Below are 20,418 nucleotides of genomic sequence, written 5' to 3'. Positions count from 1 at the left end.
GAGGGGCTCACGAGAACAGGATGGTCGAAAGCCGCTTGCGGCCGTCGACGGAAATGGGATCGGTGAAGCCCAGCGCCTCGAAGAACTTCAGCAGCTGCTGGCGCGCGGCGGCCTCGTTCCAGTTGCGGTCGGCCTTGATCATGGCGAGCAACTCGTCGACCGCTTCCTGCTTCTGGTTACCGGCCCAATAGGCCATGGCGAGGTCGAGGCGGGCCTGGAAGTCCTTCGGATCGGCCTCGGCCCGGGCCTTGAGCTCGCCGATCGGGCCGGCATCCTTGGCCTTTTCGGCGAGATCGATGGCGGCCTGGGCGGCCACGACATCGGCGCCGGTGCGCTCCTTGGCCGGGATCTGCTCGAGCAGCTCCTTGGCCTGTTCGACGTCGCCCAGAGAGACCTGGTAGCGCGCGAGGCCGGCCAGGGCCACGACGTTGGTCGGCTCGAGGCCCAACACTTCGCTGTAGATCTGTGCGGCGGTATCCATGTCGTTCTGCGCGACCGCGGCCTTGGCCTGCTCGAGCAGTTCGGCCAGCTCCGCGGCCGCGGGATCGCCGGTGGCGCCGCCGGAGGCCTGGATGAGGCGGGCGACGAATTCCTTCAGCTGGCTCTCGGGCACCGCGCCCATGAAACCATCGACCGGGCGGCCGCCGAAGAAGGCATAGACGGCGGGAATCGACTGGATGCGCAGCTGCTGGGCCAGCATCTGGTTCTTGTCGATGTCGATCTTGACCAGCTTGACCGCGCCCTTGGCCTCCTTGACGACCTTTTCGATCATCGGCTGGAGCGTCTTGCACGGCCCGCACCACGGCGCCCAGAAATCGACGATGACAGGGACGGTGCGCGAGGCTTCGAGCACGTCCTTGGCGAACTTCGTCTGGTCGCTGTCCTTGATCAGGTCGGCGGGGGCAGCCTGCGGCGCGGCGCCCTGCAGCATCGTTTCCATGAGTCCTCGAGCGGAATTGGGATGTTCGCCTGCAATGTGGCGTCGGCCCCCCCGGGAAGCAAGGGGCGAGGTCGGCCCGTTCTTAAGGGCTGCGGACCTGGTGTTTCATCAACTCGTCACCGAGGCGCCCGGTGAGGAAGAGTCCGCACATCCGGTAATCGCTGATCAGCGACCAGAGCGGCGCCTCGAAGGTGGCGGGCCGGTTCTTCTCGATGAAGAAGTGGCCGAACCAGGCCGGCCCGTAGCCGAACAGGGGAACGCCCAGCAGCCACCACCAGTTCTGCGATGCGACCGCCCAGATCAGAAGGGCGGCGGACGCGAGGGTGCCGACATAATGAACGGCCCGCGTCGAGGGCTTCGCGTGCTCGCGCAGATAGAAGGGCCAGAACTCGGCGTAGGTCCGGAAGCGTGAGGCCATCCGGAAAGACTACCCCAAAGCGCCGGACTTTTTGAGGGCGTCGATCTCGGCCTCGCTGAAGCCGGTCTCGCGCAGCACCTCGTCATTGTGCTGGCCGACCTCGGGGGGCGGGCCGGCGGTGCGCGGCGTGGCGAAGCCCAGCCGGATCGGCGTGTTCACCGTGCGCGGGATCGCGGGGTTGGTCGTTTCGGCGAAGATGCCGGCATGGTCGGCCTGCTCGTCGTCGATCACGTCGGCCAGCCGTCCGATGACCCCGAACGGGATGCCGGTGCCGGACAGGCGCTTTTCCCAATCCTCGTAGGTATGCGCGGCGAAGACCGGCGCCAGCAGGTCGTGCAGTTCCTGGGCATGCTCGCGCCGCTCCGGCCGTCCGGCGAATCTCGGATCGGCCGTCAGGTCGGGCCGCTCGATGATGTCGCAGAAGGTGGCCCAGAGCCGGTCGTCACGGACCATCAGGAGCTGGAGCCAGCGATCGTCGAGGGTGCGGTAGAGGTTGGTCAACGCGTTGCGCGGCCTGTCGGGCGGCGGGCGGACCGGCAACTGCGCGCCGATCAGCGCGCCGGCCGCCGTGGTGCCGTTGGCCCAGACGCCGTTGGCGTAGAGCGAGGTGCCGACCCAGCCGCCCTTGCCGGTCTGGTCGCGCCGTCGCAGACCCATCAGGATCGCGGCCACCAGGGTCATGGCTGTCGCGCGGTCGCCCTGCGCCGGCAGCGAGACGCCCGGCGGGCCGCCGTCATAGCGAGCCGCATCGAGGATGCCGGAGCGGCCGAAATAGGCGGTGATGTCGAAGCCCGGCCGGTCGCGGTCGGGGCCGGTCTCGCCGTAGCCGGTGAGCGAGCAGTAGACGAGGCGCGGGTTGATCGGCTCGATGTCTTCCCAGCGCAGGCGCAGCCGTTCGCGTGCCGGCGGCGGGAAATTCACGATCATCACGTCGGCGCGCTTCAGCAGCCGCTCGAGGATGGTGCGGGCGCCCTCGGTCTTGAGGTCGAGCGCCAGCGAGCGCTTGTGGCGGCCGTCGAGCTGCCACGGGAAGTTCCGGTCGCTCTGCGGGTAGCTGGCGTTGCGGAAGCTGTTGCGGTGCGGGTCGCCGTCGACCGGCGGCTCGATCTTGATCACGTCGGCGCCGAAATCGCCCAGGGCCGCCGCCGCCGCCGGCGCGGCGATGAACGAGCTGATGTCGAGGACGGTGAGGCCGGCCAGCGGCAGCGGTTCGTCCGGCGTCATCGGAGCGCACCGCTGGCCTTGAGGGCCTCGACTTCCTGCGCACTCATGCCGGCCTCGCGCAGCACCTGCTCGCTGTGTTCACCGAGCTCGGGTGCGGGATGCGCGATGCGCTGGCTGGCGAAGCCGAGGCGGATCGGATCGGCCAGGGTGCGCGGCATGTCGGGAATCGCCGTCTCGACCACGGCGCCGCAGGCCACGGCCTGCTCATCGTCGGGGACGTCCTGCGGGCGACTGATGACGCCGAAGGTGACGGAGTGCGTCGCCAGGGCCTCGCGCCAATGCTCGTAGGGCTGCGTGGCGAAGGTGTCGCTCAGGATGCCGGCCAGTTCGCCGGCGCGGGCGCGGCGCTCGGGCTCGCTGGCGAATCGCGGATCCTCGATCAGGGACTCCAGTCCCATGGCGCGGCAGAGCGGTGCCCAGAGTTTGTCGGTGCGCACGATGGTGAGCTGCAGCCAGCGGTCGTCGGACGTGCGGTAGATGTTGCCCAGCGCCGACCGCGGCCGGTCGGGCGGCGGCCGGTGCGGCAGGAAGGCGCCGACGAGGGCTGCCTGGGCGATCACGCCGCACGACCAGAGACCGTTGCCGAGCAGCGACGTGCCGACCCAGGAGCCTTCGCCGGTCTTCATGCGGTGGATGAGCGCCATGAGAATGGACGAGACGAGCGCCATCGCCGTCGCGCGATCGCCCTGCGCGGGGCCGGGAACGCCCGGCGGTCCGCCCTCATAGCGCTGCGCATCGAGCAGGCCCGAACGGGCGAAGTAGGCGGTCGCGTCGAAGCCCGGCCGGTCGCGATCGGGGCCGCTCTCGCCGTAGCCGGTCAGGGAGGCGTAGATCAGCTTCGGATTGACCTGCTTCACGTCGTCATAGGCGAGCTTCAGCTTGTCGCGCACCGGCGGCGGGAAGTTGCAGATCAGGATGTCGGAGGTCGCGATCAGCCGGTCCAGGGCGGCGCGGGCGTCCGTCTGCTTGAGGTCGAGCACGATGGAGCGTTTGTTCCGCGAATCCATCTGCCAGGGATAGTTGACCTCGCTCTTCGGATAGTTCGCCGAATCCTGCATGATCCGGCGGTTGGGATCGCCGTCCGGTCCTTCGACCTTGATCACGTCGGCGCCCCAGTCGCCCAGCACGACGGCGGCGGCCGGTGCGGCGATGAACGAGCTGATGTCCAGTACGCGCAATCCCGCCAGCGGCAGGGCAGTCTCGGTCATGGTTTCTCCCTTTCGCGGCCGATATGGGCGTGACGCTCTGGCCTGCGTCAACACCGCTCGCTAGCTTGATTTCGGCACGCGGTGTGCTTGCCGGACTCAAAGAGTGGGGACCCGATCGTGGCAAAGAAGCGTAAACCGAATTTTCTGATCGTGCTGATCGACGACCTCCGGTTCGACGAACTGGGGATCTGCGGCCATCCGTATATGAAGACGCCGCATATCGATCGAATCGGCCATGAAGGCGCGATGTTCACCTCGGCGTTCCACACCACGCCGCTCTGCTCGCCCAACCGCGCCTCGATCCTGACCGGCCAGTATGCGAGCCGCCACGGCATCATCGACAACGTGGCGCGCGACGCCCACAGCCATCGACTGCCGAACTATCACGTGATCCTGCAGCGGCTGGGCTACGAGACCGCCCATATCGGCAAGTGGCACATGGGCAATTCCGGCGGTCCCCGACCGGGCTACGACAAGTGGGTGAGCTTCCCGGGCCACGGCTCGATCATCGATCCGATCCTGAACATCGATGGCAAGGAGAAGAAGTACGAAGGCTACATCACCGATCTGCTGAACGGGCACGCGATCGATTTCCTGAAGAAGAAGCGCGACAAGCCTTTTGCGCTGTTCTTCGCACACAAGGCCGTGCATCCCGACGCCTTCCAGGCGGCCGACGGCACGATCGACTTCACCGACGGCGGCTACCGTCCCGCGCCGCGCCATGCCGACCTCTACAAGGGCGAACACTTTCCGCGCCGGCCCAACGCGCTGCCTGCGGCCGATGTGGTGAAGGACAAGCCGGCCTGGACCGAAGCCCACGCGCTTCGCGTCAACGAGGCCTCGCGCAAGGTGCTGGATGGAATCCTCGCCGGAACCGACGAGGAAATCCGCCTGCGCGCCGCCATGATGGCCTCGGTCGACGAGGGCATGGGCGACATCCTCAAGCTGCTCGAGGAGAAGGGCGAACTCGACAACACCTTCATCCTGTTCTTCGGTGACAACGGCTACTTCTTCGGCGAACACGGGCTCGGGCCCGAGCGGCGCTTTGCCTACGAAGAAGGCATCAAGTCGCCGTTCCTGATCCGCTACCCCGCCTGGTTCAAGCCGGGCACGGTGAACGACGAGCTGGTGCTGGCGCTCGACATCGCGCCGACGCTCGTCGACCTCGCGGGCGGCAAGGCCGCGGACTTCAAGACGATGCAGGGCCAGTCGCTGAAGCCCCTGGCGAAGGGGGCAAAGCCCAAGGGCTGGCGCACGTCTTTCATGTGCGAGTACTTCAGCGAGAACGCCATGCCGTGGCTCGTGGGCATGAGCTACAAGGCGATCCGCACCAAGCGTCACAAGTACATCCACTGGACGCAGAAATCGCTCGACGGCGTCGCGTGCGACGAACTCTACGACCTCAAGAGCGATCCCTACGAAATGAAAAACCTGATCGGCAAACGGTCGGAGAAGGGGCTGGTCGCGCGCCTGCGCAAGCAGCTCGCTTCCCTGGTCGCGAAATCCGTCGGGCTTTAATCCACGTCGTCCTGAGCGCAGCGAAGGACCTCACATGGCGGACAGATACGATGTGGCGGATGCGAGATCCTTCGCTGCGCTCAGGATGACAGGGGGTGTGGATGTCCCATTTTAAACGGCGAACATTTCTTGCGACGGCCCTAGCACTGCCTTCGACCGTCGCTATGGCGCAGGCCTGGCCGACCAAGCCCATCCGCATGATCGTGCCGCTGGCGCCCGGTGGCACGGCCGACATCATCGCGCGCCTCTATGCCGACGAACTCGGCAAGTCGCTCGGCCAGACCGTCGTCGTGGACAACAAGACCGGCGCGGGCGGCACGATCGCCTCCGCCGAGGCCGCGCGCGCAGCCCCCGACGGCTACACGATCCTGGTGATCTCCCAGGGCACCATGGTGTTCAACGTCGGGCTCTACCCCAAGCCGGGCTACGACCCGGTGAAGAACTTCGACTCGGTGGCGCTCGCGGGTTCGGTCTCCAACGTCCTGATCGTGCATCCCGACAATCCGGCGAAGACGGTGGCCGACCTGATCGCCCAGGCCAAGGCCAAGCCGGGCGAGCTGACCTTTTCCTCGGGCGGGACCGGGACGAGCCATCACCTGTCGTCCGTCCTGTTCGAGCGCGATGCCGGTGTGAAGTTGCAGCATGTTCCGTACCGGACGGCGACGGCTGGAATCATGGGCGTCGCCAACGGCGAGGTCACGATGGCCTTCTACAACACGCCGACCGTGGTCGGTCTGATCAAGGGCGGAAAGCTCAAGGCCCTCGCCATCACCAGCGCGCAGCGCTCGGAACTGCTGCCCGAGGTGCCGACGATGGTCGAGCAGGGGATGAAGGATTACGTGTTCAGCACGTGGATGGGCTACGCCGTGCCGAAGGGCACACCGGCGCCGGTCGTCGAGAAGCTGAACGCGGAGATGATCCGCATCGGTCGGCTGCCGGCGGTCGCGGAGAAGATGAAGAGCCAGGGCATCGACATGATGCCGCCCGAGCCGCCCGCCGCCGTCGACAAGCTCATCCGCGACGAGCTGGCGCTCTGGCTTCCCATCCTCAAGGCCTCGGGCGCGACGGCCGAGTAGGCCGAGTAGCCGGTCGCGACCGGCCCTATCCTTGCCAAAGCGGGGCCTTGCGCGTATCTCCCCCTGTCCTTCAATCAGGGGTGCGCGCACGTTAGGCGCATATAGTCATGGGCTACAGAGTCGCCGTCGTCGGCGCGACCGGCAATGTCGGTCGCGAAATGTTGCAGATCCTGGCCGAGAGGAACTTCCCGGCCGATGAGGTCGTCGCGCTGGCCTCCTCCCGCTCGGTCGGCCTGAAGGCTTCGTTCGGCGACAAGTCGATTCTGAAGGTCCAGGACCTCGCCAAGTTCGACTTCAAGGGCATCGACATCGTTCTGAGCTCGCCGGGTGCGAAGGTGTCGGCCGAGCACAGCCCACGCGCCGCCAAGGCCGGCGCGGTGGTGATCGACAACACGTCCTACTGGCGCATGGATCCCGACGTTCCGCTGGTCGTGCCCGAGGTCAATCCGCAGGCGATCGCCGGCTACAAGGGCCGCGGCATCATCGCCAACCCGAACTGCTCGACCATCCAGATGGTCGTTGCGCTGAAGCCGATCCACGACGCGGCCGGCATCAAGCGCGTCGTCGTGTCGACCTATCAGTCGACGTCGGGCGCCGGCAAGGAAGCGATGGACGAGCTGGTCAACCAGACCAAGAGCTTCTTCGTCAACCAGACGCTCGACCCGGTGAAGTTCACCAAGAACATCGCCTTCAACGTCATTCCCCAGATCGACGTCTTCATGGATGACGGCTCGACCAAGGAAGAGTGGAAGATGGTGGTCGAGACCAAGAAGATCCTCGACCCGAAGATCAAGGTCCACGCGACCTGCGTGCGCGTGCCGACCTTCGTCGGTCATGCCGAGGCGGTGAACCTCGAGCTCGAGCGGCCGCTCGACGATGAAGAGGCGCGGCGCATCCTCGCGGCGGCGCCCGGCGTCCTGGTGGTCGACCAGCGCGAGCCCGGCGGCTACGTGACGCCGAAGGAAGTCACCGGCCAGGACGGCGTGTTCGTGAGCCGCATCCGCTCCGATCCCACGGTCGAGAACGGCCTGGCGATGTGGATCGTCAGCGACAATCTGCGCAAGGGCGCGGCGCTCAACGCCGTCCAGATCGCCGAAGAGCTGATCAAGGGCTATATCTGAGTGGCGTGGTTCTAAGCGACCCGCACGCCCTCATCCTGAGGAGCGCGAAGCGCGTCTCGAAGGATGGGCATTAGACGCGGTGCGTGCGGCCCATGCTTCGAGACGGCTGCTGCGCAGCCTCCTCAGCATGAGGTTGTTGGTGGTGATCCAGAAATCGAATGGCGTGGACCCCCTCGGTCCGCGCCATTTTCGTTTGAAGGCGATGCTTGTGAGAGGCTGCTGAGGTAAAGTGTAAGCGTGAACGACACGCCCCACATCCATCCGACGAAGCGTGAGTCCGCGGCCTCCGGCGCACCGACCCCGTTGTTCGGCAGCGCGGCCGACAGCTTCGTCCAGCAATTGCGCCTGGCGTCCCAGGCGCACCGCGCCGGGCGCCTCGACGAGGCGATCACCTCCTATCTCAGGCTGCTGGCCGTTCGCCCCGATCATGCCGAGCTGCACAACAATCTCGGGGTCGCGCTGCGCCTCGCCGGCAAGCTCGAAGCCTCGGTGTCCCATCATCGGCTGGCGCTGGCGGCCGACCCGCAGAACCCGGCCCTGCACTCCAATCTCGGCAACGCCCTGCGCGCCGTGAATCGGTTCGACGAGGCGGTGAAGCATCACTACCGGTCGATCGCGCTCAGCCGGGACTATGCCGAGGGCTTCTTCAATCTGGCGCTCTGCCTGCGCGACCTCGGCCGGCTCGACGAGGCGATCGGCTGCTTCAGCCGCGCGCTGACGATCCATCCCGACAACCGGCGCGTCCGCGTCGAGTTCGCGATCGCGCTGCTGATGCGCGGCGAGCTGGAAGCGGGTTTTGCCGCCTACGAGATCCGCAAACGCCTGCCCGAGACGCCGACGCCCGATTTCGTGCAGCCGGCCTGGGACGGCGGACCGCTTCAGGGCAAGCGCATCCTGCTCTATCCCGAGCAGGGCTTGAGCGACGTTCTGCTGTTCGTACGCTTCGCCCGCGAGCTGAAACGGCGCGGCGCCACCGTCCTGGTGCTGTGCCAGGCGCTGCTCAAGGACCTGCTGCGCTCGGCCGACTACATCGACGAGGTCGTGGCCGAGGAAGAAACGCTTCCCCCGTTCGACGTCCATGCCTCCATGGTGTCGCTGCCGCATCTGTGCCGCGCCGATTTCGCGTCGCTTTCGACCGGGACGCCCTATCTCAAGGCGCCGGAGGAAAGCCGCATCAAGCTCGGGCGGCGGGAGCGAGCGAAGGTGCGCATCGGAATCTATTGGGCGGCGATGCCGGGCCAGGCGCAGGACCGTCAGCGCTCGGTGTCGTTCGAGCATTTCCTGGCGCTCTCGGGCGATCCCGAGCTGCTGTTCTTCAGCCTGCAGGGCGGCGTCCATCAAAAGGACATCCAGGCGTTCGGCGCCGGCGGGCTGGTGCACGATGTCGGCCGCGGCATCTTCGATTTCGCCGAAGCCGCTACGGCACTGTCGCAGCTCGACCTGCTGATCTCGATCGACGCACCGGTGGCGCACCTTGCGGCGGCGATGGGCGTCAAGACCTGGGTGTTGCTGCCCTCGACCGCCGACTGGCGTTGGCAGCTCGGGGGGGCGCAGGCGCCCTGGTACCCGTCGGCGCGGGTCTTCCAGCAGACCAGTCCGGGAAACTGGAACGACGTCTTCACCGCCCTGCGGCGCGAACTCGACGCCCTGAAGAACACAGCGGCCTAAGTCGAGAGCCGCCTCAGGGCGTCTGCATCGTCGACATCGTCGAGTGTCTCGGCCAAGGCGGTCGTGACGTGTTGCGGCAGGCCGGCCAGCGTGTCGGCGAGCGCCGTCGACGTCGACCAGCGCACGCCGTCGAACAGGGAACGAGGCAGGGGCCGCACACGTCGCGCGCCGACCAGCCAGAAGCCGCCATCGCGCGCCGGACCGAAGACGAGGTCATGTCCTCCGAGCAAGGCGAAGGCCCGCGCGATGTGAGACGCGCGCATTTCCGGAATGTCGCTGCCGACCAGCACGACGGGCCCTGCGGGCAAGGTCAGGAACGGGCCCTTCATGCGCCGGCCGAGATCGCCCTGCCGCTGAGGCTTTCTGCGAGAGACAGGCACGAGGCGCCAGGCGGGATGATGGAGCGACGTGTCGGGCGTCACGAACAGCCACACCGCCCAGCGCGGATCGCGCGTCATGCGCCGGATCTGGTCGTCCAGGAGGCGGCGGTAGAAGCGGGCGGCCTCGCTCATGCCGATCTCACCGCCCAGCCGGCGCTTCGCGCGGCCAGCCTGCGGGGTGCGGGCGAAGATGACGAGATGGCGTTTCATCCGCCGTAGAGACGTCGCAGGGTCTGCGGCGGGACGCCGGCGAAATAGAGCGAGAGACAGCTGAGGTTGCGCAGCGGGCGCAGCCACCAGCCGTCGCGCCGATAGCGGGCCGCCGACGTGATCGCATCGGCCTCCAGAGGAACCAGATCGTCTCGACCGATACGGCGCACGAGATCGACATCCTCCATCAGCGGCAGCGGCCGAAATCCTCCGAGACGCTCGTAATGTGCCCGGGAAATCAGCAGGCCCTGATCGCCATAGGGAAGGCCGATCGCGCGGCAACGCCAGGCAACCAGCCGCTCGACCCTGCGCGCGGCGCGTTCGGCGGCCTCGAAGCGCATCCGGAAATAACCGGCCTTGCCGGAAATCGCATCGACGAAGCGCGCCATCTCCTCGCCGGCACCATCGGCCAGTCTGGTATCGGCATGCAGGAACAGCAGCCACGGCGCGACGCCCGCCGCCGCTCCGGCCGCGAGCTGGCCTCCGCGCCCCGCCGGCGCCGTCACGATGGCCGCGCCGGCCCGGCGCGCGATCCCGACCGTGTCGTCGCGGGAACCGCCGTCGCAGACGGTGATCGAGAAAGCGAGGTCGGGATGGGCAGGAATCGCCGCGAGAGTGGACTCGAGCGTCGGACCCGCGTTCAGCGTCGGGATGACGATGTCGATGGCGGTGGTCACGCGCTGCAGGCGGCCCCGCCCAGGACGCAGAACTTGGCGCAATGCGGATGGTTGAGGCGCACCGCGCCGACGCTGTCCGCCAGGGTCTGGCCCAGTTCGAACTGCGGATCGTAGGGCAGCAGCGTGCAGGCCACCACGGCGGGTCGCGGCGCGCCCTTGCGCTTCACCACCATGCGCGACGACGCACACATCACGCTGTCCGGCGACTTCTTCAGGATGCCCCAGCAGGCGGTGGTGATCTCCGGCACGTCGACCGTCGGATCCATCTCCGGGAACAGAACCAGCCGCGCCGGATCGCGCGCGTCGATCGCGACGCCCAGTCGCATGAAAAGCTGCGCATAGCCGGCGCGGACTTCCTCGTCGGTCTCGCCGGAGAAGTGGCGGCCTGCCACATGCACGTCGAAGCCCGCCTCGGCCAGCCAGACCAGCCCGTCGATGGTCGGCTTCCAGCTTCGCAGGCCCCGCTCCTCTTCGTGCAGTTCCCGCTCGTAGTGATCGACCGAGACGCGAATCGCGAAATTGTCGCGACCGTGCCGCGCCAGCAGATCGAGCAGCGCCGCCTTCATCTTGTGCATCGGCTTCATCGCGTTGGTCAGCACGATCGCCGCGAGGCCGCGCGAGAGCACGTCGTCCAGCATCGCCGGCAAATCGGCGTTCATGAAGGGCTCGCCGCCCGTGAAGCCGATCAGCTTCGTGCCGTGGCCGTCGCGCTCGATCTCGTCGAGATAGGCCGCGACGTCGGCGGCGGTCAGATAGACGAGGCGATCGTTGCGCGGCGAGGATTCGATGTAGCAGTTGCGGCAGGTGAGATTGCAGAGCGTGCCGGTGTTGAACCACAGCGTCTCGAGCGCCTTCAGGCCGACATGCGCGCGCGTCTCGCCCTTGGCAGTGAGCCAGGCATCCTTGAATTTCGCGGGATCGAGCAGAGCGGGCAGCATCGGATAGTTCCTGCGCAAGGGAGGGCGCGGAGGCTAGCACAATTCGTGCAATGCAATGGTGGCCGCGAAAGGGCGGGTTCCGAAACCGTAACTCGCTCACGCGCGCGCGTCTCGACCGCGCGACGGCGCTTCGCTACGGTTCGTCAACACCTGAGGGGAATTGAATGCTCGACGACAAGGCGCTTGCCACCATCTTCCGCGACGCCCGCACGCACAATGGCTGGCTCGACAAGCCGGTGACCGACGACCAGCTGCACGCGATCTACGACCTGATGAAATGGGGGCCGACTTCGGCCAACTGCCAGCCGGCGCGGATCGTCTTCGTGCGCACGAAGGAGGGCAAGGAGAAGCTCAAGCCGGCGCTGAGCGCGGGCAACACCGAGAAGACGATGACGGCGCCGGTGACGGCGATTCTCGCCTACGATCCGGAGTTCTTCGAACATCTGCCGCGGATGTTCCCGCACGACCAGACCGCCATCCACTGGTTCAAGGGCAAGCCGGCGGCCGAGCCGACCGCCTTCCGCAACGGCACCCTGCAGGGCGCCTACCTGATCATCGCGGCCCGTGCACTCGGGCTCGATTGCGGTGCCATGAGCGGCTTCGACAATGCCAAGGTCGACGCGGCCTTCTTCCCCGACGGCAAGGTCAAGACGAACTTCCTGTGCAACATCGGCTACGGCGATCACTCGAAGGTGTTCGCGCGCAGCCCGCGCTTTGAGTTCGACGAGGTCTGCAAGATCGTCTGAGCTTAGATCCCGAAGAAGGCGCCGATCTTCTTCCACGGCAGCGGCAGCAGCGAGATCAACGCTGCCAGCCCGAAGCCCAGGATGATGGCGCCGGAACCGCGGTTGAGCCACAGCAGGCCGGCCCCGGTGAAGCGGCCCCTGAGCGCCACGGACGCCGTGCAGATGATCGTCCACCAGGCCAGCGCGCCGCAGAACACGGCGGCGACCAGCAAGGTGGCGTCGGGCAGGCTTGCGCCGACGCCGGCCAGGTTGCGGCCGGCGAAGGCCGCGCCGAACGCCATCACGGTGAGGGGATTGAACACGGTGATGAAGAAGCTCGAACTGGCATAGTGGAAATGCGTCGAGAACTGGTGCTCGCGGTCGTCGGCGACGGGATCGCCGACATTGCGCGGCCGGTGGCGCATCGTGGTCCAGCCCATGATCACCAGCACGAGACCGCCGATGCCCAGCAGCCAGGCTTCGCGCTCGATCACGAACTGCTGCACGAAGGACAGGCCGAACGCGGCCACGGCGCCGAACACCGCGTCGCCCAGCGCCGCGCCGATGCCGGTCATGTAGCCCGCCATGGCGCCCACGGTGATGGAACGCCGCATGCAGAGCACGGCCGCCGGCCCGACCGGCACGGCGATCAGGAAACCGATCGCCGCGCCTTCGATGGCGAGTGCGAGGGGATTGAAGACGAAACCGGGCACGGTCATCGGGCGCCTACAGCTTCTCGGCCCTGAACGCACGCGGCGGCGCGACCAGCCGGTCCTGCGCCGCCACCAGCTGCAGCTCGCGCTCGCCCATCGCCTCGGTGGCTTCCAGCACGGCGAAGATCGACGAGGCAGCCTTGCCGAGCGCGTCGGCGATCTCGTTTCCGGCGATCCAGTGCGCGGTGAAAAGGGCGGCGACGGCATCGCCGGTGCCGTTTGGCGCGATCTCGAAGCCGATCATCGGCGTCGCCACCCGCCAGGCGGCCTCGCGCGTCACCGCCACCATCTCGATCGTGTCCGACGGCGCATCGGCGCGGCGCAGGCTGGTGATGAGGGCGAGTCGCGGCCCCGGTCGCTCTCCCTGGAGCAGGCTGCGCGCGGCCGCCAGCGCCCCGGCCATGGTCGAGACCGTCCGGCCGGTCAGGTGTTCGAGCTCGAAATGGTTGGGTGTCACCAGATCGGCGGCCGGAATCGCGCGGTCGCGGAAGAAGGTGTCGATGCCTGGCTTGACGTAGATTCCGGTGTCGATGTCGCCCAGCACCGGGTCGCAGCACCAGACGGCGCGCGGATTGGCCGCCCGCACGCGGCGTGCGGTATCCAGAACGACATCGGCCAAGGCCGCGTCGCCCACATAGCCGGTCAGCAAGCCATCGCAGCGCGAGAATTGGCCCAGCGCCTCGATGCCCTGCACGATCTCGGCAACCTGCTCAGCCGAGGCCGCACGACCGCGCCAGGCGCCATAGCCCGTGTGGTTCGAGAACTCGACCGTGTTCACCGCCCAGACTTCGTGGCCCAATCGTTGCAGGGGAAAGGTCGCTGCACGATTGCCGACGTAGCCGTAGGCGACATGGCTCTGGAGGGACAGGAAGCGCATGGCCGGCGCCACCTTGCCACAAGGAAGGCCGTCATTATAGTCCGCCGCGTTTTCGGGGAGGCCTAGAGATGTCGAAGTCCGTCCGTCCGCGCCGCAGCGTGCTCTACATGCCCGGCGCCAACACGCGTGCACTGGAAAAGGCGCGCACCCTGCCGGCCGATGCGCTGATCTTCGACCTCGAGGACGCGGTGGCGCCCGATGCCAAGGAGGCGGCGCGCGCCAACGTGGTGGCCGCGGCCCAGAGCAAGGGCTACGGCAAGCGCGAGATCGCGATCCGCTGCAACGGCCTTGCCACCCCCTGGGGCGCCGCCGACATCACCGCGATCGCCAAATCCGGCGCCGACGCGGTCGTGGTGCCGAAGGTCGAGAGCGCCGCCGAGGTGGCGAGCGTGATCGGCCTGCTCGACGCGGCCGGTGCGCCCGAATCGATGGCGGTCTGGGCGATGATGGAAACGCCCAAGGGCATCCTGCGCGCCGAAGAGGTGGCGGGCTCGCATCCGCGGCTCACGCTCTTCATCATGGGCACCAACGATCTGGTGAAGGACATGCGTGCGCGCCACACGCCGATGCGCCTGCCGATGATCACGGCGCTCGGCCTCGGCATGCTCGCCGCCCGCGCCCACGGTCTCACCATCCTGGATGGCGTCTACAACGACATCCAGGACGCCGAAGGCTTCCGCGCCGTCTGCCAGCAGGGGCTGGAGATGGGCTTCGACGGCAAGACGCTGATCCATCCCACGCAGGTCGAGCCGTGCAACGAGGTGTTCGCGCCCTCCGCGGCCGAGCTCGAAATGGCGGCCAAGATCGTGTCGGCCTTCAAGGCGGCCCAGGCCGAGGGCAAGGGCGTCGTCACCGTCGATGGGCGCATGATCGAGAATCTTCACGTCGATCAGGCCGAGCGCGCGCTGGCGCTCGCCACCGCGATCAAGGAACTGCAGGCCGCCCCATGAGTCCCACGAGCATGAGCCCGAAGAGCACCAGCAAGACCAACAACGGCAACTTCTTCGAGGATTTCCGCGTCGGGCAGGAGTTCCACCATGCCACGCCGCGGACGCTGACCGAGGCCGATGCGGCGCTGAACGTCGCGCTCTACGGCTCGCGCTTCGCCATCAACTCTTCGGACGAGTTCGCCCGCGCGATCGGCCTGCCGCGTGCGCCGCTCGACGACATGCTCGTCTTCCATGTCGTCATCGGCAAGACGGTGCCGGACATCTCGCTGAACGCCGTCGCCAATCTCGGCTATGCCGAGTTCCGCTGGGGCGTCCCCGTCTATCCGGGCGACACGCTGTCGGCGAAGTCGACCGTGCTGGGCCTGCGCGAGAATTCGAACAAGACCAGCGGCGTCGTCTGGGTGCGCTCGACGGGCGTCAACCAGAAGGGTGAGATGGTGCTCGACTATGTGCGCTGGGTGATGGTGCACAAGCGCGATCCCGAGGCGCCGGTGCAGGCGACCACCGTGCCGAAGACCGCGCCGGCGGTGAAGCCGGAGGACCTCGTGGTACCGGCCGGACTGTCGCTCGCCGGCTATGACGACGGCGCCGCCGGTTCGTCGCATCGCTGGGAGGATTATGCGCCGGGCGAGCGCATCGACCATGTGAGCGGCATCACGCTCGAGGACTCCGATCACATGTTCTCGACGCGGCTCTACCAGAACACCGCGCGCGTTCACTTCGACGCTTTCGCCGGCAAGCAGACCCGATTCGGCCGCCGCCTCGCCTATGGCGGTCACGTGATCTCGCTGGCGCGCGCACTGTCGTTCAACGGGCTGGCCAACGGCTTCCGGGTCGCCGCCTTCAATGCGGGCAGCCATGTCGCGCCGACCTTTGGTGGCGACACGATCTATGCCTGGTCGGAGGTGCTGGAGACGGCGCCGCTTCCGGGGCGCGACGATCTCGGCGCCTTGCGAGTGAGAAGCATTGCGGCAAAGGATTGCCCGTGTGGCGAGTGGCCGGGCAAGGGTGCGGACGGCAAATATCACCCCGCGGTCGTGCTGGATCTCGACTATTGGCTGCTCATGCCGAGGCATAAAGCCTGACCGAACAGCCGGCAGGCGGATTTGCGCTTGCAAATCCGGGGCTTAACGCGCGTGCGACGCCGACATTCGTTGACTTGATGCGGCTGCGCGCTAAAAACAGCGCCAGCCGATATCGGCACTAGAGGTCATCACGGATGAGCGTCGCCAACCGGCCGGTGCATCGGCCGCTTTCTCCGCATCTGCAGGTCTACCGCCCGCAGCTCACCTCCACTCTCTCGATCCTGCATCGTGCGACGGGCATCGCCCTGTCGGTGGGCGTGCTCTATCTCGCCGTCTGGGTGATGTGCGCGTCCGCGGGCCCCGAGACCTATGCGAAGTTCCAGGGCTTCAACAGTTCGATCGTCGGGCGCTTCGTGCTGGGCGGCTGGCTGTTCTGCCTGTTCTATCACCTGTTCAACGGCATCCGGCATCTCTTCTGGGATGCGGGCTATGGCTTCGAGCTCAAGGACGCCTATCGCAGCGGCTGGCTGGTCGTGGCGGCGTCCCTCGTGGTGACGGCGATCGCGTGGATCGTCGGTCTGCGACTGGTCTGAGGAGCGACGGATGAACAGCGATCTCAGAAGCCCCCTCAATCGCGCCCGCGGTCTTGGCTCGGCCAAGGACGGGCTGCATCACTGGTGGGCGCAGCGTCTCACCGCCCTCGCGCTGATCCCCCTCGTGATCTGGTTCGCCATCTCGCTCGTAATGATGAGTGGCGCCGACTACGGCATGGTGCGCGCCTGGATCGGATCGCCGGTCGCGATGGTCCTGCTGATCCTGACCATCGTGATCGGACTGCATCACGGTCAGCTCGGGTTGCAGGTCGTGATCGAGGACTACGTGCACAATGACGGTCTGAAGCTGGCGCTGATCGTGGCGGTCAGGTTCATCGCGGTCCTGTTCGGACTGGCTGCGGTCGTGGCGATCATGCGTATTGGATTCGGAGGCTAAGTCATGGCCGAGGCCAGCAGCGGCAAGAGCAACCCGCCCGTCGCGGGAACCGTCAACATCGGCAACACCGCCTACAAGGTGATCGATCACGAATACGACGTGGTCATCGTCGGTGCCGGCGGCGCCGGTCTTCGCGCGACCTTCGGCATGGCCAACAAGGGCTTCAAGACGGCCTGCATCACCAAGGTGTTCCCGACCCGCAGCCACACCGTGGCGGCGCAGGGCGGCATCTCCGCGGCGCTGGGCAACATGGGTCCGGACGACTGGCGCTGGCACATGTACGACACGGTCAAGGGCTCCGACTGGCTCGGCGACCAGGACGCGATCGAATACATGTGCCGCGACGGCATCGGCGCGATCATCGAGCTCGAACACTACGGCGTGCCGTTCAGCCGCACGCCCGAGGGCAAGATCTACCAGCGCCCGTTCGGCGGCATGACGACGGAGTACGGCAAGGGCATTGCCCAGCGCACCTGCGCCGCGGCCGACCGCACCGGCCACGCGATCCTGCACACCCTCTACCAGCAGTCGCTCAGGAACCACGCCGAGTTCTTCATCGAGTATTTCGCGCTCGACCTGATCATGGACGAAGGCGTCTGCCGCGGTGTCATGGCCTGGAACCTCGACGACGGCACCATCCATCGCTTCCGCGCCCACAAGGTGGTGCTGGCGACCGGTGGCTACGGCCGCGTCTACCAGACGGCGACCTCGGCCCACACCTGCACGGGTGACGGTGGCGCCATGGCGCTGCGCGCCGGCCTGCCGCTGCAGGACCTCGAGTTCGTGCAGTTCCATCCGACCGGCGTGTTCGGGGCGGGCTGCCTCATCACCGAGGGCGTGCGCGGCGAAGGCGGCTACGTCACCAACTCGAGCGGCGAGCGCTTCATGGAGCGCTATGCGCCGTCGGCCAAGGATCTGGCCTCGCGCGACGTCGTCAGCCGTTCGATGACCGTCGAGATCCGCGAAGGCCGCGGCTGCGGTCCGAACAAGGATTACATCGAGCTGCACGTCGAGCATCTCGATCCGAAGATCATCCACGAGCGCCTGCCGGGCATCGCCGAGACCGCGCGCATCTTCGCCGGCGTCGACGTGACCCGCCAGCCGATCCCCATCCTGCCGACCTGCCACTACAACATGGGCGGCATCCCGGCGAACTATCACTGCGAAGTCATGACGGTGAAGGACGGCAATCCCAACACCGTTGTCCCCGGCCTGATGGCGCTGGGCGAGGCCGCGTCGATCGGCGTCCACGGCGCCAACCGTCTCGGCTCCAACTCGCTGCTGGAGCTGGTCGTGTTCGGCCGCTCCGCCGCCAACCGCGTGGCCGAGCAGATGACGCCGGGCCAGCCGCACAAGGACATGAAGAATGCCGGCGAGGAGGCGATCGCCCGCCTCGACCGCGCCCGTCACGCCAACGGCGGCACGCCGACGTCCCAGCTGCGCGCCATGATGCAGAAGACCATGCAGAACGACTGCGCGGTGTTCCGCACGACCAAGACGCTGGATGAAGGCTGCGTGAACATGGACAAGGTGTTCGCCGGCAAGGACGACGTCCGCGTCAAGGACCGCTCGATGATCTGGAACTCCGATCTCATGGAGACGCTGGAGTTCGAGAACCTGATCCTCCAGGCGCAGGGCACGATCCGCTCGGCGGCCAATCGCAAGGAAAGCCGAGGCGCCCATGCGCACGAGGATTTCCCCGACCGCAACGACAAGGACTGGCTGAAGCACACGGTCGTCTGGGTCGACGAGAAGACCGGCAAGACGCGCATCGACTACCGTCCGGTCAACCTGCAGCCGATGAGCAACGACGTTCAGTCGTTCCCGCCAAAAGCCCGCGTGTACTAAGCGCCCGCGTGTACTGAGTTCGAGAGGACCAAATGGCCGAGTTCACTCTTCCCGCCAATTCCAAGGTCGGCGTCGGCCAGACCTACGCCGCTCCGGCGGGCGCCAAGAACATCCGGAAGTTCAAGGTCTATCGCTGGACTCCGGAAGACGGGAAGAACCCGTCGGTCGACACCTACGAAGTCGACATGGACACGTGCGGGCCGATGGTTCTCGACGCGCTGATCAAGATCAAGAACGAGATGGACAGCTCGCTCACCTTCCGGCGCTCCTGCCGCGAGGGCGTGTGCGGTTCGTGCGCGATGAACATCGACGGCACCAATACGCTGGCCTGCACCAAGTTCATCGACGAGGTGAAGGGCGACATCAAGATCTACCCGCTGCCGCACATGCCGGTGGTGCGCGACCTGGTGCCCGACCTCAACGTGCCCTACGCCCAGCTCACCTCGATCGAGCCCTGGCTCAAGTCTTCCACCCAGCCGCCGACGCGCGAGCGCCTGCAGTCCCCGGAAGAGCGCGCCAAGCTCGACGGTCTGTGGGAGTGCATTCTGTGCTTCTGCTGCTCGACCTCCTGCCCCAGCTACTGGTGGAACGGCGAGCGCTATCTCGGCCCGGCCATCCTGCTGCAGGCCTATCGCTGGATCGCCGACAGCCGCGACGAAGCCAAGGGCGAGCGCCTCGACAATCTCGAGGACCCGTTCCGGCTCTATCGCTGCCATACGATCATGAACTGCACCAAGACCTGCCCCAAGAGCTTGAACCCGGCCAAGGCGATCGCCGAGATCAAGAAGCTGATGGTCGAACGCACCATCTAGGCGGCTCGTCTTTTGCTATGCTGAAGCCACCGGGAGACAAAAGGGGGCTTCAGCCATGTCATTCAAATCCATCACCGTAGCGGCCGCGCTCGCTGGCACGGCGGCGCTTGCCGCCGGACCGGCTTCGGCCGGCCAGACCTTCGACGCGGTCAAGGCCAAGGGCTTCGTCCAGTGCGCGGTCAACACCGGGCTGGCGGGCTTCTCGTTCGCCGACAGCCAGGGCAAGTGGACCGGCCTCGACGTCGATCTCTGCAAGGCGATCGCCGCGGCGATGTTCGGCGACGCCGAGAAGGCGAAGTTCACGCCCACGACCGCCCAGCAGCGCTTCGTCGCGCTGCAGTCGGGCGAGGTCGACGTGATCACCCGCAACGCGACGCAGACGCTGCTGCGCGACACCTCGCTCGGCTTCCACATCGCGGGCGTCAATTTCTACGACGGCCAGGGCTTCATCGTGCCGGCCAAGAGCAACATCAAGAGCGCCAGGGATCTGAACGGCGCCACGGTCTGCGTCCAGCCGGGCACGACGACCGAGCTCAACCTCGCGGACTATTTCCGCAAGCACAAGATGACCTTCAAGCCGGTGCTGATCGAGAAGCTCGACGAGCTGCTGCAGGCCTATGCTTCCGGCCGCTGCGACACCTACACGACCGACGCGTCGGGCCTCGCCGCCGTGCGTGCCGGCCAGCTCGCCGGCAAGGGCGAGCACGTCATCCTGCCCGAGCGCATCTCCAAGGAGCCGCTCGGCCCGATCGTGCGCCACGGCGACGACCAGTGGTTCGACCTCGTGAAGTGGACCCTGATGGGCATGATCGAGGCCGAGGAGATGGGCATCACCTCCAAGAACGTCGACGAGATGCTGAAGAGCGACGATCCCGCGGTGAAGCGGTTCCTCGGTGTCACGCCGGGTTTCGGCAAGGCCGCCGGCGTCGACGAGAAGTGGATGTACAACGTCATCAAGCAGGTCGGTAACTACGGCGAGAGCTACGACCGCCATGTCGGCCCGGCCACGCCGCTCAAGCTCGAGCGTGGCCAGAACGCGCTGTGGACCAACGGCGGCCTGCTGTACGCGATCCCGTTCCGCTGAGATTCTCTCGATAGGA

21 protein-coding genes are annotated in these 20,418 nt (G+C 66.9%); 12 read left to right on the top strand and 9 right to left on the bottom strand.

The features are described 5' to 3' along the window. Nucleotides 1–7: 7 nt before the first annotated feature. The 4 genes from trxA to ACO07K_RS23460 all read right to left on the bottom strand — a co-directional run bounded on the left by trxA (nt 8) and on the right by ACO07K_RS23460 (nt 3,790). A complete protein-coding gene (gene trxA, locus ACO07K_RS23475) occupies nt 8–940 on the bottom strand; it encodes a thioredoxin (RefSeq protein ID WP_422032166.1) in 933 nt (310 codons plus the stop codon). A gap of 82 nt (nt 941–1,022) precedes the next feature. Further along, nucleotides 1,023–1,358 carry an Mpo1-like protein gene (locus tag ACO07K_RS23470; protein WP_422032164.1) on the bottom strand — a complete coding sequence of 112 codons (336 nt, stop codon included), beginning with the start codon at nt 1,356–1,358 and terminating at the stop codon, nt 1,023–1,025. Nucleotides 1,359–1,367: 9 nt separating this feature from the next. Next, nucleotides 1,368–2,582: a CaiB/BaiF CoA transferase family protein gene (locus tag ACO07K_RS23465; RefSeq protein WP_422032162.1), complete on the bottom strand. Its 1,215-nt coding sequence runs from the start codon at nt 2,580–2,582 to the stop codon at nt 1,368–1,370. Then, nucleotides 2,579–3,790 carry a CaiB/BaiF CoA transferase family protein gene (locus ACO07K_RS23460; RefSeq protein WP_422032160.1) on the bottom strand — a complete coding sequence of 404 codons (1,212 nt, stop codon included), beginning with the start codon at nt 3,788–3,790 and terminating at the stop codon, nt 2,579–2,581. The genes ACO07K_RS23465 and ACO07K_RS23460 overlap by 4 nt, the downstream gene beginning before the upstream one ends. A gap of 117 nt (nt 3,791–3,907) precedes the next feature. Between ACO07K_RS23460 and ACO07K_RS23455 the strand changes: the two genes are divergently transcribed. From ACO07K_RS23455 to ACO07K_RS23440, 4 genes are all read left to right on the top strand, one after another. Continuing rightward, nucleotides 3,908–5,308 (top strand): sulfatase-like hydrolase/transferase, encoded by a 1,401-nt coding sequence (locus ACO07K_RS23455; protein ID WP_422032158.1) that lies wholly within the window; start codon nt 3,908–3,910, stop codon nt 5,306–5,308. A 164-nt stretch (nt 5,309–5,472) separates the two neighbouring features. Continuing rightward, nucleotides 5,473–6,384, top strand: coding sequence for a Bug family tripartite tricarboxylate transporter substrate binding protein (locus ACO07K_RS23450; protein ID WP_422032156.1), 912 nt, complete (start codon nt 5,473–5,475; stop codon nt 6,382–6,384). Nucleotides 6,385–6,491: 107 nt separating this feature from the next. Then, nucleotides 6,492–7,505 carry an aspartate-semialdehyde dehydrogenase gene (locus ACO07K_RS23445; protein ID WP_422032154.1) on the top strand — a complete coding sequence of 338 codons (1,014 nt, stop codon included), beginning with the start codon at nt 6,492–6,494 and terminating at the stop codon, nt 7,503–7,505. Between the two features lie 237 nt (nt 7,506–7,742). Next, entirely contained in the window at nt 7,743–9,173 is a 1,431-nt protein-coding gene (locus ACO07K_RS23440) for a tetratricopeptide repeat protein (RefSeq protein WP_422032152.1), read from the top strand. On the opposite strand, the gene ACO07K_RS23435 is transcribed toward ACO07K_RS23440, so the two are convergent. From ACO07K_RS23435 to ACO07K_RS23425, 3 genes are read right to left on the bottom strand one after another with little or no spacing between them, the layout of a single operon-like run. Continuing rightward, nucleotides 9,170–9,763, bottom strand: coding sequence for a TIGR04282 family arsenosugar biosynthesis glycosyltransferase (locus tag ACO07K_RS23435; RefSeq protein ID WP_422032150.1), 594 nt, complete (start codon nt 9,761–9,763; stop codon nt 9,170–9,172). The genes ACO07K_RS23440 and ACO07K_RS23435 overlap by 4 nt on opposite strands. Further along, nucleotides 9,760–10,440, bottom strand: coding sequence for a TIGR04283 family arsenosugar biosynthesis glycosyltransferase (locus ACO07K_RS23430; protein ID WP_422032148.1), 681 nt, complete (start codon nt 10,438–10,440; stop codon nt 9,760–9,762). The genes ACO07K_RS23435 and ACO07K_RS23430 overlap by 4 nt, the downstream gene beginning before the upstream one ends. After that, on the bottom strand, nt 10,437–11,378 hold the full coding sequence (locus ACO07K_RS23425) for a radical SAM protein (RefSeq protein ID WP_422032146.1): 942 nt from the start codon (nt 11,376–11,378) through the stop codon (nt 10,437–10,439). Before ACO07K_RS23425 ends, ACO07K_RS23430 begins: the two co-directional genes overlap by 4 nt. 164 nt (nt 11,379–11,542) lie before the next feature. Between ACO07K_RS23425 and ACO07K_RS23420 the strand changes: the two genes are divergently transcribed. Beyond that, the gene (locus tag ACO07K_RS23420) at nt 11,543–12,124 is read left to right on the top strand and encodes a malonic semialdehyde reductase (protein ID WP_422032144.1); all 582 of its coding nucleotides are present in this window, start codon (nt 11,543–11,545) and stop codon (nt 12,122–12,124) included. A gap of 2 nt (nt 12,125–12,126) precedes the next feature. On the opposite strand, the gene ACO07K_RS23415 is transcribed toward ACO07K_RS23420, so the two are convergent. Together ACO07K_RS23415 and pdxY are read right to left on the bottom strand one after the other, a co-directional pair. After that, complete coding sequence (locus ACO07K_RS23415; RefSeq protein ID WP_298318356.1) at nt 12,127–12,822, bottom strand: LysE family translocator; 696 nt, start codon at nt 12,820–12,822, stop codon at nt 12,127–12,129. Nucleotides 12,823–12,829: 7 nt separating this feature from the next. Further along, complete coding sequence (gene pdxY / locus ACO07K_RS23410) at nt 12,830–13,693, bottom strand: pyridoxal kinase PdxY (protein WP_422032141.1); 864 nt, start codon at nt 13,691–13,693, stop codon at nt 12,830–12,832. A gap of 68 nt (nt 13,694–13,761) precedes the next feature. On the opposite strand from pdxY, the gene ACO07K_RS23405 reads away from it, so the two are divergent. The 7 genes from ACO07K_RS23405 to ACO07K_RS23375 all read left to right on the top strand — a co-directional run bounded on the left by ACO07K_RS23405 (nt 13,762) and on the right by ACO07K_RS23375 (nt 20,402). Beyond that, a complete protein-coding gene (locus tag ACO07K_RS23405; RefSeq protein ID WP_422032139.1) occupies nt 13,762–14,643 on the top strand; it encodes an HpcH/HpaI aldolase/citrate lyase family protein in 882 nt (293 codons plus the stop codon). 11 nt (nt 14,644–14,654) lie between these two features. Beyond that, nucleotides 14,655–15,728, top strand: coding sequence for a MaoC family dehydratase (locus ACO07K_RS23400; protein ID WP_422032137.1), 1,074 nt, complete (start codon nt 14,655–14,657; stop codon nt 15,726–15,728). Between the two features lie 134 nt (nt 15,729–15,862). Then, nucleotides 15,863–16,261: a succinate dehydrogenase, cytochrome b556 subunit gene (gene sdhC, locus ACO07K_RS23395; RefSeq protein WP_422032135.1), complete on the top strand. Its 399-nt coding sequence runs from the start codon at nt 15,863–15,865 to the stop codon at nt 16,259–16,261. Between the two features lie 10 nt (nt 16,262–16,271). Continuing rightward, the gene (gene sdhD / locus ACO07K_RS23390) at nt 16,272–16,658 is read left to right on the top strand and encodes a succinate dehydrogenase, hydrophobic membrane anchor protein (protein WP_422032133.1); all 387 of its coding nucleotides are present in this window, start codon (nt 16,272–16,274) and stop codon (nt 16,656–16,658) included. A 3-nt stretch (nt 16,659–16,661) separates the two neighbouring features. Further along, on the top strand, nt 16,662–18,506 hold the full coding sequence (gene sdhA, locus ACO07K_RS23385) for a succinate dehydrogenase flavoprotein subunit (RefSeq protein ID WP_422032131.1): 1,845 nt from the start codon (nt 16,662–16,664) through the stop codon (nt 18,504–18,506). Nucleotides 18,507–18,538: 32 nt separating this feature from the next. After that, entirely contained in the window at nt 18,539–19,318 is a 780-nt protein-coding gene (locus ACO07K_RS23380; protein ID WP_422032129.1) for a succinate dehydrogenase iron-sulfur subunit, read from the top strand. A 55-nt stretch (nt 19,319–19,373) separates the two neighbouring features. Beyond that, nucleotides 19,374–20,402, top strand: a complete 1,029-nt coding sequence (locus ACO07K_RS23375; protein ID WP_422032127.1) for an amino acid ABC transporter substrate-binding protein — start codon at nt 19,374–19,376, stop codon at nt 20,400–20,402. The last annotated feature ends 16 nt before the right edge of the window (nt 20,403–20,418 follow it).

This window comes from Reyranella sp. (assembly GCF_965228225.1).
In the GTDB taxonomy this organism is placed as follows: Bacteria; Pseudomonadota; Alphaproteobacteria; order Reyranellales; family Reyranellaceae; genus Reyranella.
Note: the sequence above shows the minus strand (reverse complement) of the source record. Positions and strands in the feature narration are given on the sequence as shown.

Bases quoted from the DNA above. Each gene is read 5' to 3' on its own strand.
- ACO07K_RS23470 (WP_422032164.1), bottom strand. From the start codon at position 1,358: ATGGCCTCACGCTTCCGGACCTACGCCGAGTTCTGGCCCTTCTATCTG.
- ACO07K_RS23375 (WP_422032127.1), top strand. From the start codon at position 19,374: ATGTCATTCAAATCCATCACCGTAGCGGCCGCGCTCGCTGGCACGGCG.
- sdhA (WP_422032131.1), top strand. From the start codon at position 16,662: ATGGCCGAGGCCAGCAGCGGCAAGAGCAACCCGCCCGTCGCGGGAACC.
- ACO07K_RS23425 (WP_422032146.1), bottom strand. From the start codon at position 11,378: ATGCTGCCCGCTCTGCTCGATCCCGCGAAATTCAAGGATGCCTGGCTC.
- ACO07K_RS23445 (WP_422032154.1), top strand. From the start codon at position 6,492: ATGGGCTACAGAGTCGCCGTCGTCGGCGCGACCGGCAATGTCGGTCGC.
- ACO07K_RS23435 (WP_422032150.1), bottom strand. From the start codon at position 9,763: ATGAAACGCCATCTCGTCATCTTCGCCCGCACCCCGCAGGCTGGCCGC.
- ACO07K_RS23405 (WP_422032139.1), top strand. From the start codon at position 13,762: ATGTCGAAGTCCGTCCGTCCGCGCCGCAGCGTGCTCTACATGCCCGGC.
- ACO07K_RS23420 (WP_422032144.1), top strand. From the start codon at position 11,543: ATGCTCGACGACAAGGCGCTTGCCACCATCTTCCGCGACGCCCGCACG.
- ACO07K_RS23460 (WP_422032160.1), bottom strand. From the start codon at position 3,790: ATGACCGAGACTGCCCTGCCGCTGGCGGGATTGCGCGTACTGGACATC.
- sdhC (WP_422032135.1), top strand. From the start codon at position 15,863: ATGAGCGTCGCCAACCGGCCGGTGCATCGGCCGCTTTCTCCGCATCTG.
- ACO07K_RS23465 (WP_422032162.1), bottom strand. From the start codon at position 2,582: ATGACGCCGGACGAACCGCTGCCGCTGGCCGGCCTCACCGTCCTCGAC.
- ACO07K_RS23400 (WP_422032137.1), top strand. From the start codon at position 14,655: ATGAGCCCGAAGAGCACCAGCAAGACCAACAACGGCAACTTCTTCGAG.
- trxA (WP_422032166.1), bottom strand. From the start codon at position 940: ATGGAAACGATGCTGCAGGGCGCCGCGCCGCAGGCTGCCCCCGCCGAC.
- sdhD (WP_422032133.1), top strand. From the start codon at position 16,272: ATGAACAGCGATCTCAGAAGCCCCCTCAATCGCGCCCGCGGTCTTGGC.
- ACO07K_RS23450 (WP_422032156.1), top strand. From the start codon at position 5,473: ATGGCGCAGGCCTGGCCGACCAAGCCCATCCGCATGATCGTGCCGCTG.
- pdxY (WP_422032141.1), bottom strand. From the start codon at position 13,693: ATGCGCTTCCTGTCCCTCCAGAGCCATGTCGCCTACGGCTACGTCGGC.
- ACO07K_RS23415 (WP_298318356.1), bottom strand. From the start codon at position 12,822: ATGACCGTGCCCGGTTTCGTCTTCAATCCCCTCGCACTCGCCATCGAA.
- ACO07K_RS23380 (WP_422032129.1), top strand. From the start codon at position 18,539: ATGGCCGAGTTCACTCTTCCCGCCAATTCCAAGGTCGGCGTCGGCCAG.